The sequence below is a fragment of the Nocardiopsis metallicus genome (genome assembly GCF_014201115.1).
Classification (GTDB): Bacteria; Actinomycetota; Actinomycetes; order Streptosporangiales; family Streptosporangiaceae; genus Nocardiopsis; species Nocardiopsis metallicus.
On record NZ_JACHDO010000001.1, the window covers coordinates 5,113,084 to 5,127,276 of the forward strand.

The following is a 14,193-nucleotide window of genomic DNA, read 5'->3' on the forward strand; positions in this document are numbered from 1 at the left end:
CGCCCGGACAACGCATAGGGCCGCTGTCATCTACTGGTTGCGCCCTACGCCCGCGTTCGGGATCACCCGCCGGTGCGGATCTCCTCGCGCAGCCACACGGTCAACCCGGCCTCGGCGCGTTGCCGCCTCCGCTTCGCCGTGGGGTAGGGCATGCCGAGGTGCGCCGCCGCGGTCTTCAGGGAATGCCGCTCCAACCGGGTCGCACCAACCAGCCAGGCATCCGTCCCCGTGATCACACCCAACTGCACGGCGCGGATCAGCGCTTCCTCCGGATGGCCCACCAACGGGGCCTCGGCATCGGACGGCAGGCCGGTGAGCTGGGCCAGATCACGGTCGGCGGCGTACCGCCACCGCTGCCCCGCCCGGTAGGCACCCGCCCACAGGCGACCCAGCACACCCGGCTGCGCCACATCGACCCGGTCCACCTCCTGGATCCACGCCGCGATCACCTCGGCCTCCAACTCTTCACGGCGGGCACCGAACCGGCGCCTGCGCGAGAGCCGGTCGACCACCGACCTCAGCGGTTTGAACCCCAACCCGACGGCGACCACGGCCCAGTCATCTCCCTTGCCACGCGCGCGGTCGATCACCTCCCGCCACAGCGCATCCGAGATCTCCCGGGGCAGGTGCGGCACCAGGGCCGCCACCCGCAGCAGATCCACCTCCCGAGGACCCTCCGGGGTGGCGAACTCCACCCGCCACGGGTCGGGCGGTCCGACCAGGGCGGTGAAGGCTCGGCGGACACGTGCCAGCGGAAAGACGGGGGCGGAAACAGAGGGGCGCATGGACGGGGTCCCTTTCGTGTCGTCACGGTCACCGCCACCCATGACCACACGCCCCATCAGCACAAAATGAGCACTCCGCCCGCGGTGCGCGTCGTGCGGACCCGGTGAGTACGCACCCCCCGCGCCCGATCCCGCCCCCGGTTCGCAAAAAGAGGGTGAGGCACCGACCACACGCCGACACCCCTGATGCGCGACCCCCACGACCCGCCGCCGACCTTGAGGCTGCTCTCCCTGGGCGCCGGGGTGCAGTCCAGCACCCTGCTCCTGCTCGCCGCCCAGGGCGCCATCCCGCGCTTCGACTACGCCCTGTTCGCCGACACCGGATGGGAACCCGCGCGTGTCTACCGGCACCTGGAGCGCTTGGAACACATCGCCGCCGACGCCGGCATCTCGCTGCTGCGGGTGAGCACCGGCAACATCCGTCGCGACGCCCTGGACGAACGGCACCGGTTCGCATCAATGCCCCTGTTCGTCCTGGGCCCCCAGGGCCAGCGCGGGATGGCCCGCAGGCAGTGCACCAGCGAATACAAGATCAAACCCTTGAAGAAGGAGGCCCGCCGCCTGCTGGGCTACCCGCACCCGGCCCGCGTCCCCACGGGGGTCTACGCCACCCAGGCCATCGGCATCAGCCTCGATGAGGTCCACCGCGCCAAAGACGCCGACGTGAAGAACCTCCGCAACGAGTTCCCGCTGCTGGATCTGGGGTGGACCCGCCGGGACTGCCGCTCACACCTCACCGCCCATGGCCTCGGCGACACCCCCCGCTCCGCCTGCATCGGATGCCCCTACCGCTCCACCGCCTCCTGGGCCGAGATGGCGGCAACAGAACCGGCGGCGTTCGAGGACGCCGTGGCGTTCGATGCCGCCATCCGGCACGGCCACCCCGCCGCCACCCGCAGCGGCATGCCGCTGCACGGCACCTACTACCTGCACGTCTCCCGCAAACCCTTGGACCAGGTCGACCTGACCGCCCCCTCGGGCCCCGAACCCGAAGGGTGCTCGCCGTGGTCGTGCCGAGCCGATGCCGCCCCGGCAGCGGCAGCGGCAGAAGGGAGCGAAACCCAGTGACCCCGGGATCGTTGCCGCACACCACCACCGCTGCTCTCACCGAACCGCTCACGATCGGTTCGTTGTGCACCGGCTACGCCGAGCTCGACATGGGCGTTGCCGCGGCACTGGGCGGCAATGCCCGCCTGGCCTGGGTCGCCGACAACGACCCCCACGTCACCCGACTGCTCACGCACCGGTTCCCCGGCGTACGCAACCTCGGCGACCTCTCGTCGGTGCGCTGGAGCGATGTGGAGCGCCCCAACGTGCTCAACGCAGGATTCCCCTGCCAGGACATCAGCGCCGCAGGACGCGGAGCCGGCATCGAGAAAGGGACCCGTTCCAGTGTCTGGACGTTCGTCATGGACGCCGTTCGCCATCTACGACCGAACCTCCTCGTGCTGGAGAACGTGGCCGCGCTCCGCTGGAAAGGCCGAGGGCTCGACCGGGTTCTCGCGGACCTGGCCCGCACGGGGTACGACGCGCGATGGTGTTGCGTACGCGCCAGCGACCTCGGTGCGTGCCACCGGCGTGAGCGGCTGTTCCTTGCTGCCCACCCCGTGCGCCAGCGACGGGCACCGGGGGCCCGCCGACCCGCACACCCGCAAGCGGCGGGGGCGGCAGGTGCGGGTGGGCGATGTGCTCTGCCACCCGCCGCACACCCCCGCGTGCGTACGCACCCGCACTGCGCACACCAGACTCACCGACAGGCTCCTGCCCACCCCGCTGGCCAGCGACGCCACCAAGGGCAGCCCCCGGCAACGGAGTTCGTCAGGGCACCCCACACTGCCCTCCGCAGCTCTCGCCACTCACCGCACCGATCCCCAGGGCTGACTCCGCCTTTCGCGTACGCATGGGGCGAGTACGCACCGGCGATCCACCGGTGGGAGGAAGTGCTCGGCAGGACGGCACCGCCGCCCACCGAACGCGGCACCCGCGGGCAACCTCGGCTCAGTGCCGCCCTGGTCGAGTGGATGATGGGCCTCCCCGCCGGGTGGGTCACCGACCCCGACCTCGGATTGCCGCGCACCGCCCAGCTCCACATCCTCGGTAACGGCGTGGTGCCGCAGCAGGCGGCCGTTGCCATGCGGCACCTCATTGCCGAGACCAATGCCGATTTCGGAGGAAGTGGATGAAATCGCTTCTGGTGCGGCAACGGACAGATGCTTCTCCTCATCAATCGGCATGCCGGAAATATTCCCCCTTTGCCGCGGCAACGAAGAAGGTTGCCGGTGGTACCGATGGGAGGTGGGGCTGTGTCGGCTGATTCGAGCGGATTCGATGATCAGACCGAAACGCCGACTGGCAAGGAAAGCGGAGTCGCGAATGGTGTGGGCGAAGGCAACGTGAAATATCCTGAAGCGGACCAACCCTTCAGCGCCTCACGGGGTCCCGGCTTGTCCGTGACCTTTGAGTTCTCACCCCTCGAAGACAGCGGGCTGCTGAGGGAGCAGGCATTGTCCATCAAGGAAGTCTTGGAATGGGTACTGCACAACAGGGGGCGGTCCCCCCGATCCCCCCGGAAGTCTTCACCAGCACCACCAGACGATTCCGCGCGGGGCTGAAGGGAGGTGCGCTCAGGGTGGCTTTCGCCGGTCGCACCTCCACCGATGACAAGCAGGACGCCACCCTGTCGATCCCTCGCCAGCTGGCCAACTCCCGCGCCAGCCTGCCCCCGCGCGGCATGATCGTCGCCCACTTCTACGACGTCGAGTCGGGCCGCATGGACCTGAAGGACCGGGGCCGTGGCAAGGCACACGAGGCCATGTCCATCCCGGTCCCCCGAGACGGGGGAATTCAAGACCTGCTCGAAGAAGCGGCCCGAGAAGATCGACGATTCGATGCGGTGATCTGTGAATCCATAGAGCGCCTTGCCCGGCGCTCCTACATCAGCAGCCAGATCGAACACCGCTTGGAACAACTCGGCGTCCTCCTGCTCGCTTCAGATGAGCCCATCATGGAGAACGGGAAGAAGGCCACCCAGATCCTGACGCGCAGAGTCAAGCAGGGGGTGGCCGAGTGGTATGTCCTCGAACTCCTGGAGAAGTCCTGGGGCGGGTTCGAAACCCACACAGAACAGGGCTTCAATGTCGGCTCGCCCCCGTATGGCTACATGCCTCTAAAAGTTCCTCATCCGGTTCCCGCCAAACGCGCCGAAGGGGCCACCAAGCACCGGCTCACCCCCGACCCGCTCCGAGGACCGACCGTCACCTGGATCTTCGAGCTCCGGGTGCACAGGAGGCTGGGGTATGAGGCCATCGCCGATGTGCTCAACCTCCAACCGGATCGCTTTCCTCCCCCGAGGCCTGTGGATCCCCGTCGTGCGGTGGGGAAGTGGACGGGCGGCTCGGTCCGCGGTGTGCTCACCAATCCGAAGTACTGCGGCTTCATGGTCTGGAACCGCCGGGGGACCAAGGCCGGTGGCCGTCTCAAGCCGCCGGAGGAGTGGGTGTGGTCCAGCCAGCCGACCCATGAGCCCCTGGTGTCCGTCGACACCTTTATTGCGGCGCAGAAGATCGCGGGCCATCGTGTCCGGTCCCGGCAGAGGAGCGGCATCAACCAAGCTCACCCCCAAGCGGCGCGCTCCTACCGACTTCGCTCCTATGTTCGATGTGCTCTATGCGGGCGTCGCATGTTCGGCAAGACTCGGAGGGAAGTCGGATACTTCGCTTGTCAACCCCCGAAGGGAAAGTGTGAAGCATCCCACCCCAAGAGTGTGTGGGTGCGCGAGGCCTACCTCATGGAAGCGGTTCTGGGCTTCTTCACAGACCGCGTGTTCAGTCCCGCACGCAGCCGAGCCCTGTTCGCGGCGATACCGGACGCGGATACCGCCGCCCTCCGCGAGCACGAACAGGCCGTCTCGTCTCTGGAGCGTCGGCAAGAGGAACTGAACGAGCGCCGGGACAGGCTTCTCGGGCAGTTGGAGTTCGTGGACGACCCGGCATCACGGTTGGCAGGGGACATCAGAGAACGGGCAGAGCGTCTCTACACTGAGAAGGAGGAGATCGACCGACAACTCAGGGAACTCCGCGAGCGACCCCCGGTCCGAGTGGCCCCCGAGATGTTGGACGCGATCCCCGTCCAAGCAGTGGAGTTGGACAAGGTGCCGGAAGAGGTACTGAGACGGCTGTTCGAAGCCTTCCGCCTGGAACTGACCTATGACAAGTGGGCCAACCACGTGCACATCAGGGTCACCCTCGCGGCGGAGAGCCTGGACGAGTCGGTCCGAGCGGCCCAACGGGTCGCCGACCCCGGAGAAGGATCAGAAATGAAGAGATGGGAACCCTCGAAGAGTGTTCCCATCTGCGAAGTGCCCCCTGGAGGGTGGGCGGGAGGTCACCGGTGGCGGAGACGACGGCGTACCGACCGGCGTCCACCAGGCGGGCGACACGCTCGGGACCGGAGCCGCCGCCCAAGCGCATCCTGAACCGGTCCATGAGTCCGGTGTGCACGGGCCGGTGCCGTTCCCACAGCGCACCCGTGCCCGCTTCGGGGAGGGGCCCGGGCGCGGGCGGCCGTTCGGCACCCGGCTCCGCCACCCGTGTCCGGAACAGCAGGGCGAGCCGCCGGACCCCGCGAAGGCGGAGCCGGTCCCCGTCGACGCGGACCGTCCCGCCTTCCGGGGTGACCCCGCAGGCCACCGAGTATCCGGCCGTCGCGCCCTCCGGACGGCCCGGAAAGGCCACGGTGAGCGACAATCGGCCGGGCCCGGTACCCGTCCGGACCAGCAGCGGCACGGGCGGGCTCCCGGGAAGCACCCCCAGGGAGAGCGTCCCCTCCAGCCCTGACGACCGGATGAGTTCGCAGACCACGGCGTCGTCGGCGCGGGAGACGAACACCCGATGGGAGGTGCCGTCCGGCAGCTCCTCGGTAACCACCCCCGTGTTCAGGTCACAGGACCTCGTGACCGGACCTGCCACCGGGCGGGAAGGGGTGAAGGCGACCCGTGCGGCCCCGACCAGGGGGTCGATCCAGTGGGTGCCCTCATACCCCTCTCCCTCCGCCAGCGCGGTGATCCGCTCGGCCGCGTCCCGGGCCCGCCCTCCGCTCAGGAGCGCCCGCAGTTCGGGCAGGATCGGGGCCGTGCGCGGTGCGGGCAGCGGATCCCGGGCCGGCAGGAAGAGGCGTTCGTGGGAGAGGGTGAGCCGGATCTGCTCCGGATCCGAGTGCACGAGCACCCCTTGGCGCCCGTTTCCGCTGATCAGCGCGTCCTCCCAGTCCTGGACGGGATGACGGGTGCGGACGGTTCGGTTCGGGGGGCTGTCGCCTGCTGGTTTCAAGGGGCATCCTTGGCGAGTCGTGTCGGTGGATTCGAGGGAGCGTGTGCCATGTCCGTCCTGTGGTTCGGCGGAGACCACAACCCCGAGCAGTGGCCCGAGGACGTGCGCGTCCAGGACACCGAGCTGATGCGCCGGGCCGGGGTGAACCTGGTGACGGTCGGGGTCTTCTCCTGGGCGCTGCTGGAGCCCCGCGAGGGGGAGTTCGACTTCGGTTGGCTGGACCGCGAACTGGACCGGCTCGACGAGGCCGGAGTGGGTGTCTGCCTGGCCACTCCGACAGCGTCCCCGCCGCCGTGGTTCGGGGCGGCCCACCCCGACGCCGTGCCGGTCACCGACCAAGGCGTACGCCTCACCCACGGCAGCCGGGACACCTACGACGTGACCGCGCCCGCCTACCGGGCGGCCTGTGAGCGGATCGTCCGCGCCCTCGCCGAGAGGTACTCCGCGCATCCGGCGCTGCGGCTGTGGCACGTGCACAACGAGTACGGCACCTGGTCGCACTCCGCCCACGCCGACCGTGCGTTCCGGCAGTGGCTCCGCAGGCGGCACGGGGACCTGGCGGCCCTGAACGAGGCCTGGACGACCGCGTTCTGGAGCCAGCACTACTCCGACTGGGAACACGTCCAGACCCCGCGCGCGACCCAGTACCTGGCCAACCCGGCCCACGTCCTGGACTTCCGGCGGTTCCTGTCCGACGCGATGCTCGACCACTACCTGGCGCAGCGCTCGGTGCTCAAGGCGGCGAGCCCGGCCGTGCCGGTCACCACCAACTGGGCCTTCGGCGACTGGGTCCCCGTCGACCCGTGGAAGTGGGCCGAACACGTGGATCTGGTGGCCGTGGACGACTACCCGTCCGCACCGGGTGCCGGGGCAGCGGCCCAGACCGCCTTCGCCGCCGACCTCGCCCGTTCCTACGCCGCGCGCGTGCCCGGCGGCGGCCGCCCCTGGCTGCTGGCGGAGCAGGCCGCGGGGGTCGTGTACACACCCGGGCGGACCGTCGCCAAGGCACCCGGGGAAATCATGCGGCACAGCCTGTCCCACGTGGCGCGGGGCTCCCGGGGCGCCATGTTCTTCCAGTGGCGGGCCTCCCGGGGCGGGTCCGAGCAGTGGTACTCGGGGATGGTGCCGCACGCCGGGCCCGACTCGCGGGTCTTCCGAGAGGTGTGCGAACTCGGCGCCGCGCTGCCTCGGATCCGCGGGGTCGCCGACGCCCCGGTCCGGGCCGACGCGGCGATCACCTGGGACCCGGAGTCCTGGTGGGCGATGGGGGCCGCCTCCCTGCCCGACTCGGGCCTCGACTACCTGGAAGCGGTACGGCAGGTCCACCGGGTGCTGTGGCGGGCGGGCCGCACCGCGGACTTCGTCCGCCCCGACCGGCCGCTGCCCCGGGTGCCGCTGCTGGTCGTGCCCTCGCTCTACCTGATGTCCGACCAGGCGAGCGAGCACCTGACGGAATACGTGGAGGGTGGCGGCACCCTCGTGGTGACCCCGTTCAGCGGCATCGCCGACCCCCGGGGCACCGTGCGGACCGGCGGCTACCCGGGTGCGCTGCGCGAGCTGCTCGGCGTCCGGGTGGAGGAGCTGCGCCCCGCCCCGGACACGGAGCAGTTCGACACCGGCCTCGGCCCGGTCCGCGGCTGGACCGAGGCGGTCCGGCTGACCGGGGCGGTCCGGCTGACCGGGGCGGAGGCGGTGGCCGTCCACCGGTCCGGTCCCTTCTCGGGGGAACCCGTCCTGACCCGCAACCGCCGGGGCTCGGGGACCGCCTGGTACCTGTCCGTCCGGTTGGACGACGCGGCGCTGGGCGCCCTGCTCGCCGGGGTCGGGCCGCAGGGCTCCGGGCCGCAGGCCACCGCCGGTGACCTGCGGCCCGCGCCCGGTCCCGCGGGGGGACCGGACGCGGGGGAGCCAGGCGCGGGGGTCGAGGTGGTGCGGCGCACCGAAGGCAACCTCGTCTGGGTCTTCGTGCTCAACCACACCGAAACCCCCTACCGGGCCGACCCCGCCTCGCTGGGGCTCGCCCCCGGCGCCGTGGACCTGTTGACGGACACGGCGGCCGAGGGCATGACCGTTCGCGGCGGCGGGGTCGCGGTCCTGCACGGTCGGCTCAGCCCGTGATCGGGAGGTCGGCCCCCTCCCGCAGCAGCACGGGGACCCGGTCCAGCGGGGCGTCGATCGTGACCACCGTGCCGCCCGGGTGGACGCTCCCCGTCCACGGGTCGGTCCAGGACTCGCCCGCCGGAAGGTAGACGTCCCTGGTCCGCGCCCCGTATTCGGTCACCGGGGCGACCAGCACGTCCGGGCCGAACAGGAACTGGTCGCCCTCCTGCCAGGCCCTCGGGTCCTCGGGGAAGTCGACGAACACCGGGCGCATCGGCGGTAGCCCCCTTTCGTGGGCGAGGCGCATCTGCTCCATCACGTAGGGGCGGAGCCTCTCGCGCAGGAAGAGCAGCCCGCTCACGAGTTCGTAGACCTCCTCCCCGTAGGACCACACCTCGTTGGGGCCGCCGGACATCTCCGGGTAGAGGTCGTGCGAGAACGGCTCCCGGTACCCGTGCAGACGGAACAGCGGGCAGAAGACCCCGTACTGGAACCAGCGGACCAGCAGTTCCCGGTACTCGGGCGACTCCTGGTCGCCGCCGTGGAAGCCGCCGATGTCCGTCGTCCACCAGGGGATGCCGGACATGGCGACGTTGAGTCCGGCTCGGACCTGGGTCCGCAGGGAGTCGAAGGTGGGGGCGATGTCGCCCGACCACAGGGCCGCGCCGTGGCGCTGGCTGCCCGCCCAGGCCGAGCGGCACAGGGTGATCACCTGTTCCTCGCCCACCGCCGTCATGCCCTCGTGGAAGGCGCGCGCGTGTTCGAGCGGGTAGATGTTGCCCACCTCGGTACCGGGGCCCGCGTGGTAGCGCAGGTTCTCCGGATGGCCGGGCTTCAGCTCGGGTTCGCAGGCGTCGAGCCACCAGACCCGGATCCCCAGGGAGTGGTAGTTGCGGCGGATCCGCTCCCACAGGTACTCCCGGGCGGCGGGGTTGGTGGGGTCGTAGAACGACACCTGCACCTGGGAGTCCACCCCCTTGTCGGCCCAGTCGGCGTGCACGGGCGGACCCTGTTCGGTGGCCACGAGATAGCCGCCGGCCAGCATTTCGGCGTGGTTCTCGCTCAGCGGGCTCACCGAGGGCCACACGGAGACCATCAGTTCCACCCCCATCTCGCGGAGCTCGTCCACCATGGCCTCGGGGTCGGGCCACTCCTGCGGGTCGAACTTCCAGTCGCCCAGGTGGGTCCAGTGGAAGAAGTCGCTGACGATCACCGACAGCGGAAGCCCGCGACGCCGGTACTCGCGGGCCACCGCCATGAGCTCGTCCTGGGTGCGGTAGCGAAGCTTGGACTGCCAGAAGCCGGAAGCGAACTCCGGCAGCATCGGCGGATGCCCGGTGGCCTCCGCGTAACGGGCCATGATGTCGGCGGGGCCCTCACCCGTGGTGACCCAGTAGTCGATCTGCCGGGAGCTGTCGCTCACCCAGCGTGTCCCGTTGTCGGCCAGTTCGACCCTGCCCGTGGCGGGGCTGTTCCAGAGCATGCCGTAGCCGCGCGAGGAGACCAGGAAGGGGATGGTGACCTCGGCGTTGCGCTGGACGAGGTCGATGACCGCGCCCTTCTGGTCGAAGAGTCCGTGGGTGTGCTGGCCCAGGCCGTGGATCCGCTCGCCCTCGTAGGCTCTGAAGCGCTGTTCGATCCGGTAGTAGCCGTTGCCGGTGGAGGTGTAGACGCGGGGACCGGGCCACCAGAAGTGGGCGCGCTCCTCGGCCAGCAGCTCCTCGCCTGCCCGGGTGAAGCGGAGCATGCCGTCCGCGCTCACCTCCAGGGTGAGGGAGCCGCTGACCAGGACGGCGGTGTCGCCGAGGCTGACCCGGGCCGACCCCGGGGGGCGTTCGCCCAGCGCCCCGGGCAGGTCCTCGCGGAGGTTGGACAGGGCGGCGCGAACACGGATGCCGTCGGTCCCCCAGGCCTGGGCGCGCAGTACCTGGTGGCTGCCGCGCCACTCGAATCCGTCCTCGATCTCGTTGAACACGTGGATCCTTCCTGTACGGGGTTACAGAGGTGTCGAAGCGCTTCGACAATGAACCTGGTGCGGGCTGGGAAGGTGCGGATGACGGGGGTGGGTGGCAGGGGGGCGGGGCGGAGCCGCCGGGCCTCTCAGGCCCGGCGCGCGGTACTGCCCCGGTCGGTGAGCCCGGGCTCCAGCAGGGTGGTCCCCGGTTCTCCGAGGCCGTCGATCTTGTCCATGAGCAGGCCGACGGCTCGGCCGCCGAGCTCCTCGGCCGGCAGGTCCACGGAGGTCAGTTTCGGCAGCCCGGCCGGGGCCGGGCCGATGACGACGGTCGACAGGTCCGGCGCGGTGCGGCCGTGTTCGGTGAAGGCCTCCAGCAGCGGACCCACGGAGGGTTCGTTGTGCACGATGAGCCCGGTGAGACCGGGCCGATCGCGCAGCAGGGCACCGGCGACCTCGTCGGCGGTGTCGGGCGAGCAGGGGTGCGGGGTGGCGCGGACGCCCCGGCGGGCGGCTGCCGACTCGAACCCGGTGAGGGTCCGCTCGGCGAAGCCGGTGCGCCGCTGGTAGACCGACGGCGGCTGGCCGACGAAGGCGATGTCGGTGTGGCCCCGGTCGGCCAGGTGGTCCACGCACAGCGCGCCCGCGGCGGCGAAATCGAGGTCTATACAGGTCAGGCCAGCGGTGTCCTCGGGAACCCCGATGAGCACGGAAGGCAGGTCGAGGGAGCGCAGGACCGGCACTCGCGCGTCGTCGGCCTCCACGTCCATCACGATGACGCCGTCCACCATGGCGCTGCCCGCGACCCTGCGCAGGCCGTCGGGGCCCTCGCCCTGGGTGAGCAGGAGGACGTCGTGGTCATGGGTGCGGGCGGCGGTGACGACGGAGACCGCGAAGCGCATGGCGACGGGGACGTGGACGTCGTCGCGCAGGGGGACGACCAGGGCGATGACGTTGGTCCGGCGGCTGGCGAGGGAACGCGCTCCGGCGTGGGGCTGGTACCCGAGGGCTTCGATGCTCTCCCGGACCCGGCGCGTGGTCGACTCCGAGATCGACCGCTTCCCGCTCAGAACGTAGGAGACCGTGCTCGGTGAGACCCCGGCGTGCCGGGCCACATCGGAGATCCGCACCGCACTGCCCCGTCCGTCGTCGAATCGATTCGATGGAATGTTACGCACCCGCCTACCCGGGCGCAATGCCCCGTCGGCGGGATACCCGGGTGAACTGCTCTGCCGAGCGTACCGCCCCCGGCGGAGGGCGTCCCGGGACCGTGATCCGCCCGCACGGGGACCCCGTGTACTGGGACGGACGTCCCCTTCGAGCGTGCCCCGCGGCGGACGGCCGCGAGCACGGCGCTCAGGGTCTCTCGGGGCCCTTCGCTCTGCCTTCCTCGCCTCTGGCGGTGAAGGCCGCCGCGAAGGCGCGGGTCCGGCGTCGGCGCCGGGCCTCCAGGGGGAGGCCCACAGCCACACCCACCAGCATCAACACCCCCGCCACCAGTCCGAAGACAGCCGTCCAGTGCCAGCCGCCGTGCACCCCGTACTGGGCCCCGGCGTTGACCAGGTTCGACAGAGCGACGAGGGTGAAGAGAGCCCCGAACATCCACAGCGGCATCTCGTGTCTGCGGGCCTGGGAGGCCAGGACTCTGGCGATCCGGTCCACCTCGGGCCTGCCGGAGGGCTCGCCCGCGCGGAGTGCTCTCCTGGCGGCGCGCACGTCGGCGGGATCGGTCTCGGCGGGGATCACGCGCCCGCCCACCGAACGGTTCAGGAAGGCGAGGAGAGTGACCGCGAAGAGCGGTGCTCCCAGGGCGGCACCGAGGAACGCGAGGGCGACCAGCAGGTACGGGGGCTGGTCGTCGAAGGAGAAGAAGAAGCCGAGGACGAGCGCCAGAAGGAAGAGCAGGCCGAAGGCCGCCCCCGCCACGCGGGCCGCGTGACGGGGATCGTTCTGGAAGCGGATCTGGATGCGGATCAGGGCATCGGCGAGGCGGTGGGAGGGCCCGGGGGTGGAACTCTGTGTGTTGATGCCCCCGATTATTACCGAAACGGGCGTTCCGTATCCGGTTGTCCACAGGAAGATCTGCGGTGTGGACCCCTTCGGACGGCCCGCCCCGGCGGGCCGCGCCCCGGGCAGAGTTCGGACCGCGCCTGGGACGGGCACGGGGTCAGGGACGTCCGTGGCTGTCGTGGTCCCGGGAGAGGGCTCGCCGGACCCGGGAGGGGACGCTTCGGATGGCGGTCAGCCAGCCTGGCGTTTTGCCTCCAGAGCCTCCATCGCCGCGACGGCGGTGGCGACGGTCTGGTGGACCGGAACCTGACGGTGCAGACCGACCATACGGACGATCTTGGTAACGCGCTCGTTCAGGTGCGCCAGTGACAGCGAACCATTCCGTTCACGGATGGTCCGATAGGCGCTGATGATGACGTTCAACCCGCTGGAGTCCATGAACTCCAGGGCGGACAGGTCCAGGATCAGCCACGGACCGTGGTCGTCGATCGCGGCCCTGATGTGTTCCTGGAGGTCGGCGGCGGTCGCGATGTCGAGTTCTCCCTCGATCGCGACGATGACGCTGCGGCTCTCGAACCGCGTGCTCAGCCCAAGCCTGTGCACGTTCACTCCTCCCGGCCCCACGTTCAGATGGTGAGGGGTCCCTCGCTTAACCATACGCAGCCCGACCGGGAACGACTACCGGGCCCGGTTCCACTCCCACAGAGCCGGTCCGGTGAGGGGCGACACTTGCGCGCCCGAGCGGTCTGGTAAGTCGTTGGACACACACGGTATAAGCGAACCGCCCCCACGGGAATGCCATCAGGCAAGAAATTTTCGCCTCATGGGCGAGAACCCCCTCTGGCCAGGTCGGAATCACCCGTTTACCGTAGATTATTTCACGACATGAACCCCGGTGCGGTCCGTTGTGCCTCAGGTGTCCGCACCGTCGTCTTCCGCCCGGTCACGTGGTGTCCGCCCGTTCTGAACTCCATCACTCTGGGTGAAGGACTCCAACAGGGTACGCGCCGCCAGAGTGGCCGTGGTCTCACCCGAACGCACCTGCGACTCCATCCTCGGAATGAGTCCGGCCACACCGCGGTCCCGCAGGAACGTGTCCATGAGCTGGTCACGGACCTGGTCCCACATCCAGCTCACCCCCTGGGAACTGCGCCGCCCGGCGAGGGCGCCGTCGCCTTCCAGCACCCGGCGGTGCTCGAGCACGGTCTCCCACACCTCGTCCAGCCCGTCACCGGTCAGGCCGCTGCACGTCAGTACCGGAGGCCGCCACTCGGGGTGCACCGGCTGGAGCAGCCGCAGGGCGCGCGAAAGCTCCCGGGCGGCTTTACGGGCGTCGTCGGCGTGCGGACCGTCGGCCTTGTTCACCGCGACCACGTCCACCAACTCCAGTACACCCTTCTTGATGCCCTGGAGCTGGTCGCCGGTGCGGGCCAGCGTGAGGAACAGGAAGCAGTCGACCATCGCGGCGACGGTGACCTCGGACTGGCCGACCCCCACCGTCTCCACCAGGACCACGTCGAACCCGGCCGCCTCCATGAGCAGCATGGTCTCCCGGGTCGCCCGGGCCACCCCGCCCAGGGTGCCCGCCGTGGGCGAGGGCCGGATGAACGCGTTCGGGTCCACCGCGAGGTCGGCCATCCGCGTCTTGTCGCCGAGGATGCTGCCGCCGGTGCGGGTCGAGGACGGGTCCACCGCGAGCACGGCGACCCGGTGCCCCCGGGAGGTCAGACGGGTGCCGAGCGCGTCGATGAAGGTGGACTTGCCCACGCCGGGCACCCCGGTGATCCCGACCCGCTGCGCCTTTCCGGTGTGCGGGAGCAGGCGCACCAGGAGTTCCTGGGCGGCCCGCGCATGGTCCGGGCGGCGCGACTCCACCAGGGTGATCGCCCTGGCCAGGGTCGGCCGGTGGCCGGACAGGACCCCTTCGGTCAGGGCGTCCACGTCCACCGGACGCCTCCCGCGCACCGCCACGGTCACTCCCCTTCCAGGCCGGAACCGGCTGCCGGTTCCGACCGCA

Annotated in this window: 10 protein-coding genes and 1 pseudogene; 4 read left to right on the forward strand and 7 right to left on the reverse strand. The window is 70.5% G+C overall.

Going from position 1 to position 14,193, the window contains the following annotated elements:
- Nucleotides 1-62: 62 nt before the first annotated feature.
- Nucleotides 63-785 (reverse strand): hypothetical protein, encoded by a 723-nt coding sequence (locus HNR07_RS22415; protein ID WP_184366659.1) that lies wholly within the window; start codon nt 783-785, stop codon nt 63-65.
- Nucleotides 786-971: 186 nt separating this feature from the next.
- On the opposite strand from HNR07_RS22415, the gene HNR07_RS22420 reads away from it, so the two are divergent.
- The 3 genes from HNR07_RS22420 to HNR07_RS22430 all read left to right on the forward strand — a co-directional run bounded on the left by HNR07_RS22420 (nt 972) and on the right by HNR07_RS22430 (nt 5,259).
- Nucleotides 972-1,853: a hypothetical protein gene (locus HNR07_RS22420; RefSeq protein ID WP_017567511.1), complete on the forward strand. Its 882-nt coding sequence runs from the start codon at nt 972-974 to the stop codon at nt 1,851-1,853.
- Nucleotides 1,850-2,968, forward strand: a complete 1,119-nt coding sequence (locus HNR07_RS22425) for a DNA cytosine methyltransferase (RefSeq protein ID WP_017567510.1) — start codon at nt 1,850-1,852, stop codon at nt 2,966-2,968. The genes HNR07_RS22420 and HNR07_RS22425 overlap by 4 nt, the downstream gene beginning before the upstream one ends.
- Nucleotides 2,969-3,312: 344 nt before the next feature.
- Nucleotides 3,313-5,259 carry a recombinase family protein gene (locus HNR07_RS22430; protein ID WP_246420453.1) on the forward strand — a complete coding sequence of 649 codons (1,947 nt, stop codon included), beginning with the start codon at nt 3,313-3,315 and terminating at the stop codon, nt 5,257-5,259.
- Between the two features lie 133 nt (nt 5,260-5,392).
- On the opposite strand, the pseudogene HNR07_RS22435 reads toward HNR07_RS22430, so the two are convergent.
- Nucleotides 5,393-6,190 (reverse strand): annotated as a pseudogene (locus HNR07_RS22435) (glycoside hydrolase N-terminal domain-containing protein); the annotation flags it as partial.
- On the opposite strand from HNR07_RS22435, the gene HNR07_RS22440 reads away from it, so the two are divergent.
- Nucleotides 6,161-8,230: a beta-galactosidase gene (locus tag HNR07_RS22440; RefSeq protein WP_184366661.1), complete on the forward strand. Its 2,070-nt coding sequence runs from the start codon at nt 6,161-6,163 to the stop codon at nt 8,228-8,230. The pseudogene HNR07_RS22435 and the gene HNR07_RS22440 sit on opposite strands and share 30 nt — an antisense overlap.
- On the opposite strand, the gene HNR07_RS22445 is transcribed toward HNR07_RS22440, so the two are convergent.
- The 5 genes from HNR07_RS22445 to meaB all read right to left on the reverse strand — a co-directional run bounded on the left by HNR07_RS22445 (nt 8,220) and on the right by meaB (nt 14,153).
- Nucleotides 8,220-10,187, reverse strand: coding sequence for a glycoside hydrolase family 31 protein (locus tag HNR07_RS22445; RefSeq protein WP_184366662.1), 1,968 nt, complete (start codon nt 10,185-10,187; stop codon nt 8,220-8,222). The two genes, HNR07_RS22440 and HNR07_RS22445, sit on opposite strands and share 11 nt — an antisense overlap.
- A 125-nt stretch (nt 10,188-10,312) precedes the next feature.
- The gene (locus tag HNR07_RS22450; RefSeq protein ID WP_184372493.1) at nt 10,313-11,296 is read right to left on the reverse strand and encodes a LacI family DNA-binding transcriptional regulator; all 984 of its coding nucleotides are present in this window, start codon (nt 11,294-11,296) and stop codon (nt 10,313-10,315) included.
- 226 nt (nt 11,297-11,522) lie between these two features.
- Complete coding sequence (locus tag HNR07_RS22455; protein WP_184366663.1) at nt 11,523-12,329, reverse strand: hypothetical protein; 807 nt, start codon at nt 12,327-12,329, stop codon at nt 11,523-11,525.
- Nucleotides 12,330-12,407: 78 nt separating this feature from the next.
- Entirely contained in the window at nt 12,408-12,779 is a 372-nt protein-coding gene (locus HNR07_RS22460) for an STAS domain-containing protein (RefSeq protein ID WP_026116664.1), read from the reverse strand.
- Between the two features lie 309 nt (nt 12,780-13,088).
- Nucleotides 13,089-14,153, reverse strand: coding sequence for a methylmalonyl Co-A mutase-associated GTPase MeaB (gene meaB / locus HNR07_RS22465; RefSeq protein WP_184366664.1), 1,065 nt, complete (start codon nt 14,151-14,153; stop codon nt 13,089-13,091).
- Nucleotides 14,154-14,193: the final 40 nt, after the last annotated feature.

Excerpts from the sequence above, each read along its gene's own strand:
- HNR07_RS22415 (WP_184366659.1), bottom strand. The coding sequence starts at position 785 with ATGCGCCCCTCTGTTTCCGCCCCCGTCTTTCCGCTGGCACGTGTCCGC.
- HNR07_RS22420 (WP_017567511.1), top strand. The coding sequence starts at position 972 with ATGCGCGACCCCCACGACCCGCCGCCGACCTTGAGGCTGCTCTCCCTG.
- HNR07_RS22430 (WP_246420453.1), top strand. The coding sequence starts at position 3,313 with ATGGGTACTGCACAACAGGGGGCGGTCCCCCCGATCCCCCCGGAAGTC.
- HNR07_RS22440 (WP_184366661.1), top strand. The coding sequence starts at position 6,161 with ATGTCCGTCCTGTGGTTCGGCGGAGACCACAACCCCGAGCAGTGGCCC.